At 62.1% G+C, this 15,913-nt stretch carries 20 protein-coding genes and 3 pseudogenes; 12 read left to right on the plus strand and 11 right to left on the minus strand.

Going from position 1 to position 15,913, the window contains the following annotated elements; translation table 11 throughout:
• Positions 1-28 precede the first annotated feature (28 nt).
• Complete coding sequence (locus tag ASE85_RS07145) at positions 29-2,092, plus strand: conjugal transfer protein TraG (protein ID WP_056685810.1); 2,064 nt, start codon at positions 29-31, stop codon at positions 2,090-2,092.
• Entirely contained in the window at positions 2,089-2,520 is a 432-nt protein-coding gene (locus ASE85_RS07150) for a hypothetical protein (RefSeq protein WP_056685813.1), read from the plus strand. Before ASE85_RS07145 ends, ASE85_RS07150 begins: the two co-directional genes overlap by 4 nt.
• A gap of 40 nt (positions 2,521-2,560) precedes the next feature.
• Here the strand turns inward: ASE85_RS07150 and ASE85_RS07155 are convergent, their stop codons facing one another.
• Positions 2,561-2,836: an HU family DNA-binding protein gene (locus tag ASE85_RS07155; protein WP_056685815.1), complete on the minus strand. Its 276-nt coding sequence runs from the start codon at positions 2,834-2,836 to the stop codon at positions 2,561-2,563.
• 185 nt (positions 2,837-3,021) lie between these two features.
• Here ASE85_RS07155 and ASE85_RS07160 point away from each other — a divergent pair, with 185 nt between their 5' ends.
• Genes ASE85_RS07160 through ASE85_RS07170 form a run of 3 tightly spaced genes read left to right on the plus strand, consistent with a single transcriptional unit; the run spans position 3,022 to position 5,206 of the window.
• Positions 3,022-3,669 carry an acyl-homoserine-lactone synthase gene (locus ASE85_RS07160; protein ID WP_082462705.1) on the plus strand — a complete coding sequence of 216 codons (648 nt, stop codon included), beginning with the start codon at positions 3,022-3,024 and terminating at the stop codon, positions 3,667-3,669.
• Entirely contained in the window at positions 3,666-4,595 is a 930-nt protein-coding gene (locus tag ASE85_RS07165) for a phytanoyl-CoA dioxygenase family protein (protein ID WP_056685818.1), read from the plus strand. The genes ASE85_RS07160 and ASE85_RS07165 overlap by 4 nt, the downstream gene beginning before the upstream one ends.
• Positions 4,592-5,206, plus strand: coding sequence for a GntR family transcriptional regulator (locus tag ASE85_RS07170; RefSeq protein ID WP_056685821.1), 615 nt, complete (start codon positions 4,592-4,594; stop codon positions 5,204-5,206). Before ASE85_RS07165 ends, ASE85_RS07170 begins: the two co-directional genes overlap by 4 nt.
• Before the next feature lie 25 nt (positions 5,207-5,231).
• Here the strand turns inward: ASE85_RS07170 and ASE85_RS07175 are convergent, their stop codons facing one another.
• Genes ASE85_RS07175 through ASE85_RS23795 form a run of 4 tightly spaced genes read right to left on the minus strand, consistent with a single transcriptional unit; the run spans position 5,232 to position 6,385 of the window.
• The gene (locus ASE85_RS07175) at positions 5,232-5,417 is read right to left on the minus strand and encodes a DUF6961 family protein (RefSeq protein ID WP_056685823.1); all 186 of its coding nucleotides are present in this window, start codon (positions 5,415-5,417) and stop codon (positions 5,232-5,234) included.
• Positions 5,414-5,713 carry a DUF5818 domain-containing protein gene (locus ASE85_RS07180; protein WP_235523344.1) on the minus strand — a complete coding sequence of 100 codons (300 nt, stop codon included), beginning with the start codon at positions 5,711-5,713 and terminating at the stop codon, positions 5,414-5,416. The genes ASE85_RS07175 and ASE85_RS07180 overlap by 4 nt, the downstream gene beginning before the upstream one ends.
• Positions 5,614-6,036, minus strand: coding sequence for a thermonuclease family protein (locus tag ASE85_RS23790; RefSeq protein WP_082462706.1), 423 nt, complete (start codon positions 6,034-6,036; stop codon positions 5,614-5,616). Before ASE85_RS23790 ends, ASE85_RS07180 begins: the two co-directional genes overlap by 100 nt.
• A gap of 10 nt (positions 6,037-6,046) precedes the next feature.
• Positions 6,047-6,385, minus strand: a complete 339-nt coding sequence (locus tag ASE85_RS23795; RefSeq protein WP_235523346.1) for a hypothetical protein — start codon at positions 6,383-6,385, stop codon at positions 6,047-6,049.
• Positions 6,386-6,539: 154 nt separating this feature from the next.
• Between ASE85_RS23795 and ASE85_RS07190 the strand changes: the two are divergent.
• Positions 6,540-7,979: pseudogene (locus ASE85_RS07190) on the plus strand (IS1182 family transposase).
• A gap of 145 nt (positions 7,980-8,124) precedes the next feature.
• On the plus strand, positions 8,125-9,177 hold the full coding sequence (locus ASE85_RS07195) for a copper chaperone PCu(A)C (protein WP_162237430.1): 1,053 nt from the start codon (positions 8,125-8,127) through the stop codon (positions 9,175-9,177).
• 34 nt (positions 9,178-9,211) lie between these two features.
• Here ASE85_RS07195 and ASE85_RS07200 read toward each other — a convergent pair whose 3' ends face one another.
• Entirely contained in the window at positions 9,212-10,513 is a 1,302-nt protein-coding gene (locus tag ASE85_RS07200) for an O-acetylhomoserine aminocarboxypropyltransferase/cysteine synthase family protein (protein ID WP_056685836.1), read from the minus strand.
• Between the two features lie 142 nt (positions 10,514-10,655).
• Between ASE85_RS07200 and ASE85_RS07205 the strand changes: the two genes are divergently transcribed.
• Both ASE85_RS07205 and ASE85_RS24380 read left to right on the plus strand, forming a co-directional pair.
• Positions 10,656-11,048, plus strand: coding sequence for a nuclear transport factor 2 family protein (locus ASE85_RS07205; protein ID WP_056685839.1), 393 nt, complete (start codon positions 10,656-10,658; stop codon positions 11,046-11,048).
• A complete protein-coding gene (locus tag ASE85_RS24380) occupies positions 11,032-11,199 on the plus strand; it encodes a hypothetical protein (protein ID WP_162237431.1) in 168 nt (55 codons plus the stop codon). The genes ASE85_RS07205 and ASE85_RS24380 overlap by 17 nt, the downstream gene beginning before the upstream one ends.
• Positions 11,200-11,209: 10 nt before the next feature.
• On the opposite strand, the pseudogene ASE85_RS22905 reads toward ASE85_RS24380, so the two are convergent.
• Positions 11,210-11,375: pseudogene (locus ASE85_RS22905) on the minus strand (IS630 family transposase); the annotation flags it as partial.
• A 37-nt stretch (positions 11,376-11,412) separates the two neighbouring features.
• Positions 11,413-12,327 carry a GlxA family transcriptional regulator gene (locus tag ASE85_RS07210; RefSeq protein ID WP_056685928.1) on the minus strand — a complete coding sequence of 305 codons (915 nt, stop codon included), beginning with the start codon at positions 12,325-12,327 and terminating at the stop codon, positions 11,413-11,415.
• A 20-nt stretch (positions 12,328-12,347) separates the two neighbouring features.
• Between ASE85_RS07210 and ASE85_RS22340 the strand changes: the two are divergent.
• Positions 12,348-12,828: pseudogene (locus ASE85_RS22340) on the plus strand (transposase); the annotation flags it as partial.
• 307 nt (positions 12,829-13,135) lie between these two features.
• Here ASE85_RS22340 and ASE85_RS23800 read toward each other — a convergent pair.
• The 3 genes from ASE85_RS23800 to ASE85_RS07225 all read right to left on the minus strand — a co-directional run bounded on the left by ASE85_RS23800 (position 13,136) and on the right by ASE85_RS07225 (position 14,771).
• Positions 13,136-13,390 carry a hypothetical protein gene (locus ASE85_RS23800; protein WP_235523348.1) on the minus strand — a complete coding sequence of 85 codons (255 nt, stop codon included), beginning with the start codon at positions 13,388-13,390 and terminating at the stop codon, positions 13,136-13,138.
• Between the two features lie 125 nt (positions 13,391-13,515).
• Positions 13,516-13,869, minus strand: a complete 354-nt coding sequence (locus ASE85_RS23805) for a class I SAM-dependent methyltransferase (RefSeq protein WP_235523355.1) — start codon at positions 13,867-13,869, stop codon at positions 13,516-13,518.
• A complete protein-coding gene (locus ASE85_RS07225) occupies positions 13,869-14,771 on the minus strand; it encodes an NAD(P)/FAD-dependent oxidoreductase (protein ID WP_056685931.1) in 903 nt (300 codons plus the stop codon). The genes ASE85_RS23805 and ASE85_RS07225 overlap by 1 nt, the downstream gene beginning before the upstream one ends.
• Positions 14,772-14,943: 172 nt before the next feature.
• Here ASE85_RS07225 and ASE85_RS07230 point away from each other — a divergent pair, with 172 nt between their 5' ends.
• Both ASE85_RS07230 and ASE85_RS07235 read left to right on the plus strand, forming a co-directional pair.
• Positions 14,944-15,381 (plus strand): Rrf2 family transcriptional regulator, encoded by a 438-nt coding sequence (locus tag ASE85_RS07230; RefSeq protein WP_056685844.1) that lies wholly within the window; start codon positions 14,944-14,946, stop codon positions 15,379-15,381.
• Between the two features lie 324 nt (positions 15,382-15,705).
• The gene (locus tag ASE85_RS07235; protein WP_056685847.1) at positions 15,706-15,888 is read left to right on the plus strand and encodes a hypothetical protein; all 183 of its coding nucleotides are present in this window, start codon (positions 15,706-15,708) and stop codon (positions 15,886-15,888) included.
• The last annotated feature ends 25 nt before the right edge of the window (positions 15,889-15,913 follow it).

The raw sequence follows: 15,913 nt of genomic DNA on the forward strand, positions 1-15,913 counted from the left end.
GATTCACCACGGAAAAGGAGTGACGACGATGTCGGGCACACGCATACTCTGGGGCCAGTTGCTGCTCGTCGGCCTGGTCGTGCTGATCGCCATCTGGGGTGCGACCCAGTGGACCGCGGCAAGTCTTGGCTACCAACCGGCACTCGGGCCACCCTGGTTCATGATCGGCGACCATTCCATCTATCTGCCGCCCGCCTTCTTCTGGTGGTGGTTCAGCTATGACGCCTATGCGCCCCATATCTTCGAGCGCGGGGCCTATATTGCCACCTCGGGCGGGTTTGCGGCCATCGCGGTGGCGGTCGGCATGTCGGTCTGGCGCGCACGCGAGGCCCGCACCGCGGAAACCTATGGCTCTGCGCGTTGGGCTGTGCCTGCCGATATCAGGCAAGCCGGGTTGCTGAAAGACGAGGGCGTCGTGCTCGGCAGGTTTGGTCCGGACTATCTGCGCCATGATGGCCCGGAGCATGTCCTGTGCTTCGCGCCAACCCGCAGTGGCAAGGGCGTTGGCCTTGTCGTGCCCACATTGCTGACCTGGCCGGGCAGCTGTGTCATTCACGACATCAAGGGCGAGAACTGGCAGATATCATCGGGCTTTCGCGCACGCCATGGCCGCGTGCTGCTGTTCGATCCGACCAGCAGTGCGTCTGCCGCCTATAATCCGCTGCTCGAAGTGCGGCGCGGGCAGTGGGAGGTGCGTGACGTCCAGAATGTCGCCGACGTGCTGGTCGATCCCGAAGGCTCGCTCGAACGCCGAAACCATTGGGAGAAGACCAGCCATGCGCTGCTGGTCGGCGCAATCCTCCACGTCCTCTACGCCGAGCCTGACAAGACGCTGGCCGGGGTCGCCGCCTTCCTGTCCGACCCCAGGCGCACGATCGATAACACGTTGCGCGCGATGATGACGACGCCGCATCTGGGCGAGGCAGGCGTGCATCCGGTCGTCGCCAGCGCCGCGCGCGAACTGCTGAACAAGAGCGAGAATGAACGGTCCGGCGTGCTCTCGACCGCCATGTCGTTCCTGGGCCTGTATCGCGATCCCGTGGTCGCCCATGTCACCCGGCAATGCGACTGGCGTATCACCGACCTAGTCGAGGGTGCGCGCGCAACGAGTCTCTATCTGGTGGTGCCGCCTTCCGACATCAGTCGGACGAAACCTCTCATCCGCCTTATCCTCAACCAGATCGGCCGCCGATTGACCGAGGAATTGAAGCGCGACGCCAGGCGCCACCGGGTCCTGCTGATGCTTGACGAATTTCCCGCGCTTGGCCGCCTCGATTTCTTCGAGAGCGCGCTTGCCTTCATGGCGGGCTATGGCCTCAAGGCCTTCCTGATCGCCCAGAGCCTCAATCAGATCGAGAAGGCCTACGGCCCCAACAACGCCATTCTCGACAATTGCCATGTGCGCGTCGCCTTCGCCACCAATGACGAGCGGACCGCCAAGCGGATTTCGGACAGCCTGGGGACAGCGACCGAAATGCGCGCGATGAAAAACTATGCCGGCCATCGCCTCTCGCCATGGCTTGGGCATCTGATGGTCTCGCGCACCGAAACGCCGCGCCCCCTCCTGACACCGGGCGAGGTCATGCAGCTCCCGCCAAGCGAGGAAATCGTGATGGTATCGGGGATGCCCCCGTTGCGCGCCACCAAGGCCCGCTATTTCGAGGACAAGCGTTTTACGGCGCGGCTGTTGCCGCCACCGGAGGCTGCGGCGCTTGGTGGGGGCAGGCCACCGTCCGACGACTGGAGCGATCGTGCCACCATCGCGGTGCCTGTGGCAAAGCCTGTTTCCCCTGTGCTCCCACCGGCAGAACCGCCGGAGACTGATCCGCAAGCCATAAACGCAGGCGGATCAAGCGAATCCTGTCGCGCCGCACGGCCCTCGCAGGCGGACACTGCCAATGCCGGAATCCGCCGGGAACCCGATCTTCCCGAGCAAGAGGAGATCATACCCCCGCGTCCGTCCGCAAGGGCCGAGTTCGAATTCCACGAAAGGGACGATGACAAGGATGCGGCCCGCGCGCGGGCGATGACACGCATGCACCGGGCGGCGCGACAGGCCTCGCTCGATCCTGACGATGGAGTGGAACTATGAGTGGGCTCAAGATCAAGCACACGATCCGCCTCTCGCCGGAGATTTCGATGCAGATGGCGGACTATGCGCGGCGCAAGCGCAAGCCGCAGGCGGTCATCGTCGAGGCGGCGCTTGCCTCTTTCCTGTCGGCCGACGGCTCCGATCGGCTCGAAGCGGCGATCGGGCGGCGTCTCGATCGCATGAACCGGGAGATACAGCGGCAGGGATGGCAAAATGCCCTGAACGGCGAAGCGCTCGCCCTGTTCGTGCATGCGTGGATGCTACAGAACCCGGCATTGCCGCAGGAAGCGCGGCGCGCCGCGCTCGCGGACGCCAATATCCGTTGGACAGGCTATGTGGAGGCGCTGGCCAACCGCATGGAAGCAGGTCCGCGCCTGATCGACGAGATCGGGCAGGACTTCGGCGGTGACGAACCCGATCGAACCTAGGATATAAAGCCGACGGCCGATGGGGCCGTCGGCGCTTGTATCAGCCGTTCAGCTTGTCCTTGACCGCTTTGGCAGCGGAGAAGCCAAGCCCCTTGGAGGCCGGGATCGACAGGGGTTCGCCGGTCCGCGGATTCTTGCCCTCGCGCGCGGCGTTGAGCTTGAGCTTGAACTTCCCGAATCCGTTGACCGCGACTTCCTCACCCTTGCCGACGGCATCGCCGATCGCGCCGAAGGTGGCGTCGATGATCTTCTTGGCTTCGGCCTTGGTGGTGCCGGTCGCGCTCGCCACCGCGTCTACGAGTTCGGATGAGTTCATGGGGTCAGCCTTTCATCTGTGTCTTGGATGGCATCGGTTGCCAATTTCGCGCGCCATCGTCGAGCAAAATCGGGCTTTTGGCGGCTATGGCGTAGCGGCACGCCCAGCCGTCCCCCCATTTCTTGGTATGTGAGAGCCAGGCCCCTTCTGCTGTCCTTGCCGGACCTTACACAAGGGAGCCTGCCATGATGGAAATGACCGATCACGGTCATGGCGCGCGCGAAAGCGCCGCCATGCGTGCGATGTTTGCTGCCCGCAAGGAGGTCTTCATCGACCTTCTGGGCTGGGATCTGCCCGTCCTCGCCGACCGGTTCGAGGTGGACCAGTTCGATACGCCGGATGCCGAATATCTGATCCTACTTGGCCCCGACCATGTCCATCGCGCATCCGCGCGATTGCTGCGCACGGAGCGCGAGCATATATTGGGCCATCTCTATCCGCATCTTTGTACCGGCATTGTCCCGACCGGGCCCAACATCCGGGAAATCACGCGCTTCTGTCTTGACCGGCATCAGCGATCGGCCGAGCGGCGCAGCGCGCGCAATCAGTTGGTCAGCACGCTGGCCGACCACGCCATCCGACATGGCATTACCGACTATACCGGCGTCGCCGAGCAGGCCTGGTTCGATCAGATCGCCCGTTTCGGATGGGATTGCCGGGCGCTCGGACCATCGGTGCGTAATGGTCGCGACCTGTTGGTGGGCCTCCATATTCGTATCGATCACACCACCATCGACAGGCTGCGTGCGAGCGGCGTGTACGAGCCGATCCGTTTCGCCCTGATCGGTAGCGACGTCGAACCACCGGCACGCACGGGAGACATGCTGTCATGAATCCGCTTGAAACGATCGATCATCTGGCCGCGGTGCAATATTGGACCGGTCGCCTCCTGCGCGACGGCTTCTGCATCATACACGCCCTTCATTCGCCTTCCGCGATTCTGGCGCTGGAGCGGGATCTTTCGCCCATCTTCGGAGCGACGCCCTTTTGCGAGGGCGGCTTCTATGGCGAGCGAACCAAGCGTTTTGGCGGCCTCCTGCGCCGTAGCCGCCATATGGCACCGCTGGTGGAAGACCCGCTGATCGTCGGAATCGCGCACGAAATATTGCGCCCCGCATGCGACCGGATCCAGCTCAATGTCGCCCAGGCCATCGAAATCCATCCCGGTGCGCTGACGCAGCTGCCGCATCGCGATCACGACATGTGGCAAGGTGCCAAAGGCGCGCATGAATATCTGCTCAATGTCATGTGGCCGATCACCCCGTTCACGGCGGACAATGGCGCGACCCAACTCTATCCTGCGAGCCATGGTGCGACCGGCATGGCCCGGCAGAATTATGACGAGCCGATCGCGGCGACCTGTCTGCCAGGGTCTGCTATCCTGTTTCTGGGTTCCACGTTGCACGGCGCAGGCGGAAACAACACGAGCGAGGTCAGGCGCGCGATCGTCACCGGCTATTCACTGGGCTGGCTCAAGCCCTATGAGAATCCCTGGCTTGCCTATCCGCCCCAGGTTGCGCGGACCTTCTCGCCAGCGCTGGCCGCCCTGGTGGGCTATGCCCAGCATCGCCCCAATCTGGGCAATTATGAGGGGCAATGTCCCTCGATCCTGCTCCGAGACGAGATACCTGCGCATATTGCCGCGATCGATGCGCTCCGGCCCGACCAGATGTATCTGGTCGATCATTACCTTAGTCGACAGGTGCCAGGGAACGACAGGCCTTGGCTGGGAGGCAATGGCGCGGGCAAGGGCGGATGAGTCCCGCGCAGATTCTCGAGCGCAGCTACCAGACGCTCAAGCAGCGCCTGATCCAGGGCAGCTTCCGTCCCGGGCAGCGTCTGGAAGCGGCCCGGCTTGCCGATGACATGCATGTCAGCATCACGCCTGTCCGGGACGTTCTCAACCGGCTGACAGGGGAAGGGCTTGTCGAAGCCATCGCAGGCGGAGGCTTCTACGTGCCGTCCCTCGACGAGAGCGTCTTGCGTGACCTGCTCGACTGGAACGCTGCACTTGCCCTGCTGGCCGTGCGCAAGCCACGATCATCTATCGGCAGTGTCGCGACGTTGGAGCATGATGCATCAGATGTGCCCGAACGGACTGCGCGTCTTTTTCTCCGTCTGGCCTTGAGGCAAGGCAATAGTGCGTTCACTCGCGCTGTTGAAAGCGCCAATGATCGGCTCCATGCCATGCGCCAGCTTGATGAACGCGTGATTGGGAAAACGAGCGAAGAATTGGCTGAGTTGGAATCGGCAGCCGAAACTGCAACGGCCTCAGCATTGGCCAAGCACGTCCGGCAGTTTCATGCCCGTCGAAAGGCGCGGCTCGCCACCTATATACGCTTGCTGCGAACACCGCCCGCCATGCCTTGATTGTAATGGCCAGGGCGATGACCGGCTACTGGACAGGTAACCGCATCATCATATCCATTCGGTGTGCGATATCTTTCCACAGCGCCATGCCAGCCATATCTCCCGCAACCGCAAGAGAACCGATCCGCTCAGCCACCTTGCGCGGTGCCTGCTCACCATGTTGCTTCATCAGCATGGACACGGCGCCCCACAAAAGCTGGTCGTGCGTCATGCCAAGGTAATCCGTTCGACGGCAATCAGGTCAAAACCGTCACGTACGCCGATGATGGCAACGCGCTTGCCCAGCAGAGGCCGCCAGGTCTTGGTGATCTCCAGTCGCCATTCGCCGCCGTCGGCAACACGCAACACCGGATAGAAGTCGCCGTCCAGAAGAATGCCGGTCAGTTCGTGGCGCGTTCCTCTCGGCATCAGCGGCAATGCTCCCGCGCATAGCGATCCCATCGCAGGACAGTGCCTGACCTGATCATGGCGCAGCTTATGTCGCCCGTGCCCGGCAGATTGCACCATGCCCCTGTGCGACCGCCCCGTGCCGATCCATTCGAAACGCAACGCATGGTCGGCGCCGATACAAGAATATGGCCGGTCCGCACCTTGCCTTTCGCGCCGCCCAGCAATCGCACCAAATGGTCTCTTGCATCAATAGCCGATGCTTTGGGACAGGGGTGCCCCTGTTTGCATGTGCCATCCATCTCGCGGGCAGCTATACCGGCCAAACGCACCTTTGGACCTTCCGCACACCAGATCGGGCCGTCTCCGTCCCAGACATGGGTAGGCGTACAGGCAAAGACCTGCCCGGATGCCAGAACGACTGCGGACAGGGCGGCAAGCATGAGCTTCGCTTCAGCCTTCGGCCAGGATGGTCATGACACTGCCGAGGCTGCCCTTGACGACGAGATAATTTCCTTTCTCGAAATTGATCGCGCTGATGCCGTTTTCGCCGCGGAAGCGCCGCACAAAACTTATCCGATCGACATTGACGACCACGAAATCACCGTCCGCCGTTTCCAAACGCACATATCCGTTCATACCTGTTCCCGATTGCTCAAACGGCGACGCTAGCGCGGCTGTGCCAGGTTGCACACCCACCATGCCGCCGATTGCACGAGATAGCAGGACGTAGCAGTTTGTTTGGCCAAGCTGACCATGTGCAACACTCAAAGTGCTGTGGGTTCCAGTCACAGAGAAAGCATCATTTGGCGGGTGTCAGGGATTGTCAGAGGATGCTCCTTGGCAGCGATCACGCTTTGCCCCAGGCCTGCTGTTCATCATATGGACCAGACTGTGTGGAAACGCGTTAAATATGCTATGATGCGGCGACAGTCTGGAGGGTCAAATGGGTCGCTTCATCACCGGTGCGGATCGTAGCCAAACGACGCTTTTCCCGCCCTGTGTTGATGATTGGATCGCAGAGGACAATCCGGTTCGGGCGGTTGATGCCTTTGTTGCGGTGCTCGATCTTGGAGAGCTTGGCTTTGCCGGTGTCGAGCCTGCTGCGACGGGCCGGCCCGCTTATCATCCCTCGGTTTTGCTCAAGCTCTATATTTACGGCTATCTGAACCGGGTCCAGTCGAGCCGCCGCCTGGAGCGTGAGGCCGACCGGAACGTCGAACTGATGTGGTTGATCGGGCGGCTCGTGCCCGATCACAAGACGATCGCTGATTTTCGCCGCGATAATGGCGAAGCGATCCGGCAGGTCTGCGGGCGCTTTGTCCTGCTGTGCCGCCAAATGGGACTGCTGGCGTGAGCAAGCATCGCCATCGACGGCAGTAAGTTCAAGGCCGTGAACAACCGGGATCGCAACTTCACCAAAGCCAAGCTGGAGCGGCGGCGTCAACAGATCGAGGAAAGCGTTGCTCGCTATCTGGCCCAGTTGGATACTGCCGACCGGCAGGAGCCGACGGATGTGCTGGTGGCCAAGACGGACAGGCTCAAGGAAAAAATCACGAGGCTCGAACAGGAGATGGAGCGCCTCGATGGACTGGAAGCGCAGATGCTGGCGTCACCAGACCGCCAAATATCGCTGACGGATCCTGACGCGCGATCAATGTCGAGCAGCGGACGCGGAACGGGCGTTGTGGGCTATAATGTGCAGACCGCTGTCGATACCGAGCACCATCTCATCGTCACACACGAGGTCACGAATATCGGCACCGACCGGGCGCAGTTGAGCGGCATGGCGAAGAAGGCGAAAGCCGTTTTGGAAGTCGAGCGGCTCGATGTGGTGGCCGATCGCGGCTACTTCGCGAGCGAAGAAATACTGGCCAGCGAACAGGCCGGCATCACCGTGACCTTGCCCAAACCGATGACCTCCCGTGCCAAGGCGGAGGGGCGGTTCGGAAAAGCGGACTTCGTCTACCTGCCCGAGCAGGACGTCTATCGCTGTCCGGCCGGCGACATGCTGACCTATCGCTACACCAATGTGGAAGCGGGTCTGACGGTGAGCCGATACTGGACGAGTGCTTGTCCGAAATGCCCGATCAAGGCTCAATGCACACCAGGTAAGGAAAGGCGCGTCACCCGATGGAAGCATGAGTCCGTCCTCGAAGCCATGCAGGATCGGCTAGATGCCAATCCCGACGCCATGCGCATACGGCGACAGACGGTCGAGCACCCCTTTGGCACCCTCAAAGCCCGGATGGGCTCCACCCACTTTCTAACGAAGACCAAGCCGCGTGTGTCGACTGAGATGGCGCTCCACGTTTTGGCTTATAACTTTACCAGAGTGCTCAACATCATGGGGAGCAAGGCGATCCTCAAAGCCATCGCGAGTTGAGGTCGCGCCCAAACTAACAAATCTCGTTGCCTCCACCGCAAACGGTACACCCGCACAGATCTGCTGATCACGTTTTTACACAGCCTGGGACTAATAACGCCAGGTCTGTCCCAAAAAGCGGCGATTGATTTCAATAAGGCCAGCGGTGCGCCGGGGAGATGCCGACACGGCGACACACGAAGCCATTTTTCGCTCACCGCTCGGCCTGGCACTCGGGTTGCACCTGGTGGGAGGGCTATGGGTCGCAGGGTTCGCGTATCGTGCCGCCGCGCTGATCGGCGCGGCGCTGATTATTGTGGCGTTCGGCGTCGTTGGTCATTCCGCGTCGCGCGGTCTGCTGACGTCGGTCACGGTGCTGCTGCATGTGACGACCGCAGCCTGGTGGTTCGGCGGGTTGTGGGTGCTGCTTTTCGCAAGCTGGCGACCGTTGAGCGATCTGGCTCCGCTCGTCACCCGATTCAGTCGGCAGGCGGTGTGGATCATCGGTGTTCTTCTTACCGTCGCGCCGGCGACGGCTGTCTTGCTGCTGGAATTTCGGTTCGATCCGGCACTGGCCTATCAGCAGGGGCTGTTGACGAAAATCGGGCTGACCGCGGTCCTGCTGACGCTGGCCGGGTTCAACAAGCTGATCCTGATGCCACGACTTGTGGCCGGGAACGGTTCTCGCATCTGGCTGCGAAGCACGATCGCGGCGGAGATCCTGCTGTTCGCGGGCGTGATGGGCACCACGGCATATCTTGTCACCTATCGATCGCCCCACGACGCGGCCGACGCAGCGCATGTCCATCCCGACGAAATTGCGGTCAGCGGCCCGATCTGCATTGTTCAACCCTGGGCGCCCGCTATGCCCGGCGGCGCGCGGACCGGCGCCGGGTATATGGTCATCGTCAACAACCAACCGGTCGCAGACCGGCTGGTCGCTGCGAGCAGTCCATGGGCGGAGCATGTGTCGCTGCACGCGTCGATCAACGACGGCAACATCGCGCGCATGCGCGAGTTGGCCGCGTTGCGTGTTCCAGCGGGTGGACGCACGACCATGAAGCCTGGCGTCTATCATCTCATGTTCACCGGCCTCTACGCGCCGTTCGTCGCAGGCGACGTCGTGCCATTAACGCTGGTCTTCGAGCGGGCGGGCAAGGTCGCGGTGACGTTGAACGTTCGGCCGATTGGAGGCTATGTCGACGATCACAACCACTAAGCGATCTGCCCGCCGCCAGCCCTGATCGATGACCCTAGCTTGGCGCGGGGGCGTTCAGCGCGCTCTCCAGATCAGCGAGGATGTCGTCGATATGCTCCAACCCGACGGAGAGGCGCACATAACCCGGCGAGACCCCGGCGGCGCGCTGAGCATCCTCCGACATTTGCGAATGGGTGGTGGAGGCGGGATGGATGGCAAGGCTGCGCGAGTCACCGATGTTGGCGACGTGATAGAACAGGCGCAGTGCGTCGATGAAGCGCCGGCCCGCCTCGAGTCCGCCGGCAAGCTCGATGCCGACCAGGCCGCCGAAACCGCCCGTGAGATAGCGGTCGGCCCGCTCGCGCTGTGCACCGCCCTGCACCGACGGATGGATCACCGCCTTCACCTCCGGCCGCTTGCTGAGGAAATCGACCACCGCAAGCGCATTGGAGCAATGACGCGGCATCCGCAGCGGCAGCGTTTCCAGTCCCTGTAAAATCTGGAAGGCGTTGAACGGGGACAATGCGGCCCCGAGATCGCGAAGCAGCACGACCCGCGCACGCAGCGCAAAGGCGACCGGCCCGAGCGGCTTGGCGGCCTCTGCCCAGATCGCGCCGTGATAGCTGGCATCGGGTGTGTTGAGCAGCGGCTGTCGCGCTGGAATGGCATCCCAGTCGAAATTGCCGCCGTCCACGATCATGCCACCGATGCTGGTGCCATGCCCGCCGATATATTTGGTGGTGGAATAGACGATGATCGCGGCGCCGTGATCGAACGGCCGACACAGCAGCGGGGCGGCGGTGTTGTCGACGATCAGCGGGATACCGAGCGGCCGTCCTGCCTGTGCGATCTCGGCCATCGGGCAGACCACCAATTTGGGGTTCGGCAGCGTTTCGACATACCATGCGCGCGTCCGCTCGTCCGATGCGCGGACGAACGCGTCGGGGTCGCCCGGATCGACGAAGCGCGTCTCGATCCCCAGGTCGCGCAGTGTGTTGGCGAACAGATTATAGGTGCCGCCATACAGATCGGTTCCGCTGACGATATTGTCGCCCGCGCGTGCCAGATTCTGGATGGCATAGGCGGACGCAGCCTGACCCGATGCGACCGCGACCGCAGCCGCGCCGCCCTCGATCGCCGCGATGCGATCCTCCAGCACGGCGGTCGTGGGATTGCCGAGCCGGGTATAGATATTCCCCAGTTCCTTCAAGGCGAACAGGTTGGCCGCATGACCGGTGTCGTGAAACTGATAGGAAGTGGTCTGATAGATTGGCGGTGCGACAGCCCCGGTGGCCGGATCCGCGCGCCAACCCGCATGCAACGCTAGCGTCTCTGGCCGATAATCCTTCTCGTTCACGCGCGATCATCCTTTCAAGGGAGCATGTGCCGACCGGTATCGGTGGCCGCCTGACTGACAAGAATCGACGCTATACCAAAAGTGCTGCCGTTGGCGATGTGTCGCAGATGGGCGTCGACAATTTAGGTTCGGGACTCATTGAATGAGCCATAAGATGACGCGGGCGATAGAGCGACTGGTCGTGCGGCATGGCGACCTTGCGATTGATTTGCGCAGGGATGCACGCGGCGATGCCACCTTCGGCAAGGCGTGTTCTGGGCGTGCGGAACGAAAGCACCTCTGTTATAATCAAGTTTCCTCCCCAAGGAGCTTTGCAATGAACGAGAACAAACAGATCGTCACTGACGCATACCAGCGGATTTTCGGTGATTTGGACGTTTCGGCAGTAGATGATTGCATCGGCAAGGAGTTTATTCAGCACAATCCTACAATCGCCGACGGTCCCGCAGGAGTGAAACAACTTATAGAATTACTTATTTCCCAAGGAGTTCAGAAACAAAAAAATCGAATTCAAGCACGTGATTGCAGATGGTAACATCGTCGTTCTTCATTCACGCTATGAAATGGCGGGAAACGAATGGAGATTCATCGACATATATCGCGTCGAGAACAAAAAAATGGTCGAGCACTGGGATGGGATGATGCAAATGCCTGATATTCGGGCGAACAATAATCCGCTGTTCTAGTCACCTGAATCTAAAGTTCGGTGCATAATGTTTGGTCGGTCTTTGGCAGAAGCGTTTGACGACGGCGAGGATGTCGTCGGCGGATTTGGTCCATCGGAAAGGTTTGGATTGGCATTGTGCCGATCAATGAAACTGCGGATGTCGGCTTCGAGTTGGGCAGTGGAAGTGTGGACGCCGCTGGAATATCCCGGTCCGACGTGAGCGCAGGTTGTTTCAGCCTGCTATTCTGTCCCCCGTTGCAAATCGTCGTCGGTAATCGGAGGGGGACAGGCCGACGATGCGGTCGAAGACTTTTCGAAACGCGCTCGGATCGGTGTCGCCGACGTCCCAGCCGATCTGATCGATGGCAAGCCGTGTATCGCGCAACTTCGTCTTGGCATTGGATATCCGCAGGCGCTGACAATAGTCGGTCGTGGTGTGACCTGTCGCTTTCTGAAAGCGCCTCAGGAAGGTTCGCTCTTCAAGGCCCGCTTGCGCCGCGAGCGTCGCGACATCGACGATCTTGCCATCGCTAACGCGCAGGAATTCCTGCGTCTTCAATATGGCCTCGTCCTTATGTCCCGTATGTGGGCTGAAGCCGCTGTAATAGCTTTGTTCGCGCCCCGGCGGGTCGATCAGGAAGGTGCGCGCGACGTCCATCATCACGGCATTCCCGAGGAACCGGGAGATGATCGTCAGGCACAGATCGGTCCATGCCATGACCCCACCGGCAGTGATGATATCGCCGTCGTCGATGACGATGCGGTCGGTATCGACGCGCGTCTGGGGAAACCGGCTGCGAAAGCGATCCTCATAGGCCCAGTGCGTCGTGATGATGCGACCACCCAACAGACCTGTCTCGCCGAGTATGAATGCCCCCAGGCAGACCGAGGCCAGCACCGCGCCATCGGCATGCTGCTCGCGCAGCCAGCGCGTTGTTGCCGGATCCGTCTCGTCGCGCAGCCCGTCCAGCGCGGGTGGCACGATACAGATCGATGGTGTTGTGCTGCACGGCGCCGAGGAATAGGCCCGCGCCAGCGCCCCTTTTGCACCCGCGGCCGCCCAGTGGCTGACGACCAGCGGAGGCACGGGCGCGCGACCCGGCATCGTCGCGGTGGTGCGTTCGGCTGCGACCAGCAGATCGGTCATGCCGAGCACCGCCGCCTGCTGCGCTCGCCCCGCTTACCGAACGGCAGACTTTGCTGCGCCATGTCGCTCCTGTGCGTAAGAAGCGCTGGGTGGTCTATGCCAAGCCGCCCTTCGCCGGACCGGAAGCCGTGCTAGCCTATCTGTCGCGTTACACACCGGGTCGCTATATCGAACCGGCGTATCCTCGCCTTTGACGGCACCGGCGTCACTCTGCGTTACATCCGCCGGTTCCTGCTCCACGTCCTGCCGCGCGGCTTCCACCGCATCCGGCATTATGGCCTGCTCGCCAGTTCCGCCCGCAAGGCCAGCCTCGCTCTCGCTCGTGAACTGCTCCAAATCGCTGCAGACCCCGAGGAGCTCACTGCCGATGAAGGCGTAGATCCGCACCCGCCATGCCCATGGTGCGGTGGCCGCATGGTCATTATCGAGACCTCCGAGCGCTGGCGGCAACCTCGTGCTCCGCCGACGGCAGCCTTATCTACCCGGGAACTGGTGTCATGATCCGGCATGGCCTGTCCGTGATCTCTCCCGCGCGCCCTACCTCGCGGGACAGCGGCACCCTTGTGCCCAGCACCATATCCACCGAGGAGAAGTGCCCGCAACCAACCGAAACGCCGCGTTCGAATACCCCACGACAACATCAATCTGATCTCAAAACGATCATATCTCTGCGTCTTGCCGCCCCATTAAGGGGGAGCTGCCCACAGCGAAAAGCCAAATCCCCATATTCCATTTCTTGCGGATCCTCGGGTCGTACATGTCCGGGGTTTATGTACGCCTGCTGGCGCCCGAAACCCTTCGACTTTGGTCAGTCTGCTTTCAGCAGCTGACGTCTAGAATGCTGCCAGTTCATCAGGAAACGATTTGTTCCATCATAACGGAGCTCCGGCCGCGGCTGGGTGGCGTAAAACAGCGCGACAGCGGCGAAGCCAGCCTCGAGCAGCTGGTCTTCCTCTTCCGCGGGGGTCAGCAGCGGCAGGCGCTCGGCCATCATCCGGCCGGTCGCGGCCGACCTCTCCCAGTCGAGCCCGGCGCGATCGCCGAAGGCGACCGACCGTGTCATCCAGCGCTTCGGATCGGGACCAGGAGCCGAGTGACCCGCGATGACGAGCCGTGCGCCGGGCCGCAGCCGCCGGCGGATCTGCTGCAGCGTGTGCAGCCGTGCGCCGCGGTCGATGTGGTGGAGTGTCAGAATGCAGGTTGCGCCATCGAACGCCCGTCCGGCGCCTGATCGATGGTGCCTTCGATCAGCTCGACCCGGTGGGTGAACGGCACCACCGTCTGGCGAGCCAGGTCCAGCATGGGGGCGGAAGGGTCGACGCCCGTGAAGCGCCAGCCCGCTTGTGTCTCGGCCATGGCCCGGGTCTCAAGGCCGCCGCCGGCCCCGACGACCAGGATCCGCGCGTCGCCGGCTGCTTGTTCGGCCAGCAACAACATCGCCATGCGGTGAAGGTCGGCGAGACCCGGCACCTTGTTCGGCGCATCCCGCGCATAGGAGGCGACGGCGTTTGCGTTCGCATAGGGTGAGGGCTTGTCGTGCATCAGGAAGCCCTTCCAAAAACGAGTGAGCGATGGATCGCGAGTGCGGCCATCACACCGTCCCCGCAGGCGAAGGTGACGGTGTGGCCCATGCGGGTGATGTCGCCGGCAGCGTAAACGTCAGCGACATTGGTGGCCTTCATCTCATCGACCATGACAATCGGTCCCAGCGGGCCGGTCTCGATTGCGCAGCCGAGCCGTTCGGCGATGTTGATGCTGAAGCGGTAGGAGGGGCCGATGTAGAGCGCCTCGAGGGGCAGCTCGCGCCCACCGGCAAGCCGGACGGCCGACAGGTGGTTGCCTTCGCCCACCAAGCCCTCGATCCGAGCTGGCTCCACCACGACGCCGCGCCTCGCAAGGTCCGCATCCAGGTTCGGATCGATCATGCCGCCGTTGAGGAAGAAGGTTGTGGGGCCCCATTCAGGGATGAGCGAGGCTTGGTGCCCCGACAACGTCGACATGTTGAGCACGCCCAGCCGTTTGTCGCTGAACTCATAGCCGTGGCAGTAAGGGCAGTGAATGACCGAATGACCCCAGCGCTCGGCCACCCCGGGGATGTCGGGCAGCTGGTCCACGATGCCGAAGGCAAGCAGCAGCCGCGCGCTGCTCAGGGCAGCGCCGTTCGCTAGGCTGACGGTCAAGCCGTCACCTTCACGCACCGCATGCACGGCGGCCTGGTCGACGAAGTCGATGGTTGGATATGCGGCGACCTGTTCGCGCATGGTTGCCAGCATGGTCAGCGGATTGCTGCCATCGTGGCCGAACTGCCCATGAGACGCGTCAGTGAAGCGGTTGCGGGGCTTGGCCGTATCGAGCACGCACACCGTTCGGCGTGCGCGTTCGAGGTAAAGCGCGGCGGACAGTCCGGCGAAGCTGCCGCCGATGATGATTGCATCGTATCGCATTACACTCTCCGGCGGCGGGGTCTGGACAGCGCGCCCCGCCATGTAGCAAAGAGAGCTACATGACAGAACACTATTTATGTATCTTTCGAAGATACGTGATCTGCCTCTTTGTGTCAACGCCGTCAGGTCGTCTCACGCGCTCGGCCGGCATCGCTCTACCAAAGGCCGCCCGATGAACAGAGACACCCGCCTGTCCGACGTCCTGCACGTCCTGCTGCACATGGACCAGGTCGAGGAACCGCTCACATCGGAGGTGCTGGCGCGCAGCATGGGCACCAATCCGGCCGTCTTCCGGCGCACGATGGGGGGCCTGCGCGAGGCGGGCTTCGTCCGCTCTGAGAAGGGCCATGGCGGAGGCTGGACGTTGGCACGTCCGCTTTGCGAGATCACCCTCTTCGCCGTTTATCAGGCGCTTGGCTGCCCCAACCTGTTTTCGATCGGCAACCGCAGCCAGCATACCGATTGCATGGTGGAGAAGAACGTCAACTCAGTGGTGGCTGACACGATGGCGGAGGCTACGGCTCTGTTCGCGAAGCGCTTCGGCGAGATCACTGTGGACCAGATCGCTTCGGAGGTCCAAGTGTCGACACCGGTGCGTCACGGCATGTGACGGCACGCCGCCAACGCTATCCGTCGATAATCGCCGTTCACGACTTAGGGTCAAGGCCATTGATCTGAGCACCGCGATCTGATTCTGGCTCCGTGAGGAGATGGAATATGAGTGACCTGTACCGGCTGACAGACACCGGCGGGTTGGCGGGTCTACGGGCCGGTCAGCGGAGTAGTCTTCCGTCATGCCACGCACAAATCGGTCTATGCCGTCGGCGATACCGTCTGGGACCCGATCGTCGCGCAGGCGATCGAGACATATCGGCCCGATATTTTAATTCTGAATGCGGGATAAGCCCAATGGGTCGATCTGGGACCGATCCTGATGGAGCTTCAGGATATCCTGTCCGTCCATCGTGCCGCGCCTGCCACCCAATTGATTGCGACCCACATGGAAGCGATCGACCACTGTGTCCTCAGCCGGGCCGATCCGGCCGCCTTCGCCAAGAACGAAGGGTTCGCCCCGCGCCTGAGCATTCCCGCAGACGGAGAACGGGTTTCGATCTGAGGGATCAAAGGGGCGTCCGTCCGGA

It is taken from the genome of Sphingobium sp. Leaf26 (assembly GCF_001421665.1).
In the GTDB taxonomy this organism is placed as follows: Bacteria; Pseudomonadota; Alphaproteobacteria; order Sphingomonadales; family Sphingomonadaceae; genus Sphingobium.

Bases quoted from the DNA above. Each gene is read 5' to 3' on its own strand.
- ASE85_RS07205 (WP_056685839.1), top strand. From the start codon at position 10,656: ATGAGCCATAAGATGACGCGGGCGATAGAGCGACTGGTCGTGCGGCAT.
- ASE85_RS07225 (WP_056685931.1), bottom strand. From the start codon at position 14,771: ATGCGATACGATGCAATCATCATCGGCGGCAGCTTCGCCGGACTGTCC.
- ASE85_RS07155 (WP_056685815.1), bottom strand. From the start codon at position 2,836: ATGAACTCATCCGAACTCGTAGACGCGGTGGCGAGCGCGACCGGCACC.
- ASE85_RS07210 (WP_056685928.1), bottom strand. From the start codon at position 12,327: ATGACCGATCTGCTGGTCGCAGCCGAACGCACCACCGCGACGATGCCG.
- ASE85_RS07180 (WP_235523344.1), bottom strand. From the start codon at position 5,713: ATGGTGCAATCTGCCGGGCACGGGCGACATAAGCTGCGCCATGATCAG.
- ASE85_RS07150 (WP_056685813.1), top strand. From the start codon at position 2,089: ATGAGTGGGCTCAAGATCAAGCACACGATCCGCCTCTCGCCGGAGATT.
- ASE85_RS07160 (WP_082462705.1), top strand. From the start codon at position 3,022: ATGATGGAAATGACCGATCACGGTCATGGCGCGCGCGAAAGCGCCGCC.
- ASE85_RS07230 (WP_056685844.1), top strand. From the start codon at position 14,944: ATGAACAGAGACACCCGCCTGTCCGACGTCCTGCACGTCCTGCTGCAC.
- ASE85_RS07175 (WP_056685823.1), bottom strand. From the start codon at position 5,417: ATGACGCACGACCAGCTTTTGTGGGGCGCCGTGTCCATGCTGATGAAG.
- ASE85_RS07235 (WP_056685847.1), top strand. From the start codon at position 15,706: ATGGAGCTTCAGGATATCCTGTCCGTCCATCGTGCCGCGCCTGCCACC.
- ASE85_RS07145 (WP_056685810.1), top strand. From the start codon at position 29: ATGTCGGGCACACGCATACTCTGGGGCCAGTTGCTGCTCGTCGGCCTG.
- ASE85_RS23800 (WP_235523348.1), bottom strand. From the start codon at position 13,390: ATGACACGGTCGGTCGCCTTCGGCGATCGCGCCGGGCTCGACTGGGAG.
- ASE85_RS23790 (WP_082462706.1), bottom strand. From the start codon at position 6,036: ATGCTTGCCGCCCTGTCCGCAGTCGTTCTGGCATCCGGGCAGGTCTTT.
- ASE85_RS07165 (WP_056685818.1), top strand. From the start codon at position 3,666: ATGAATCCGCTTGAAACGATCGATCATCTGGCCGCGGTGCAATATTGG.
- ASE85_RS23805 (WP_235523355.1), bottom strand. From the start codon at position 13,869: ATGCACGACAAGCCCTCACCCTATGCGAACGCAAACGCCGTCGCCTCC.
- ASE85_RS07170 (WP_056685821.1), top strand. From the start codon at position 4,592: ATGAGTCCCGCGCAGATTCTCGAGCGCAGCTACCAGACGCTCAAGCAG.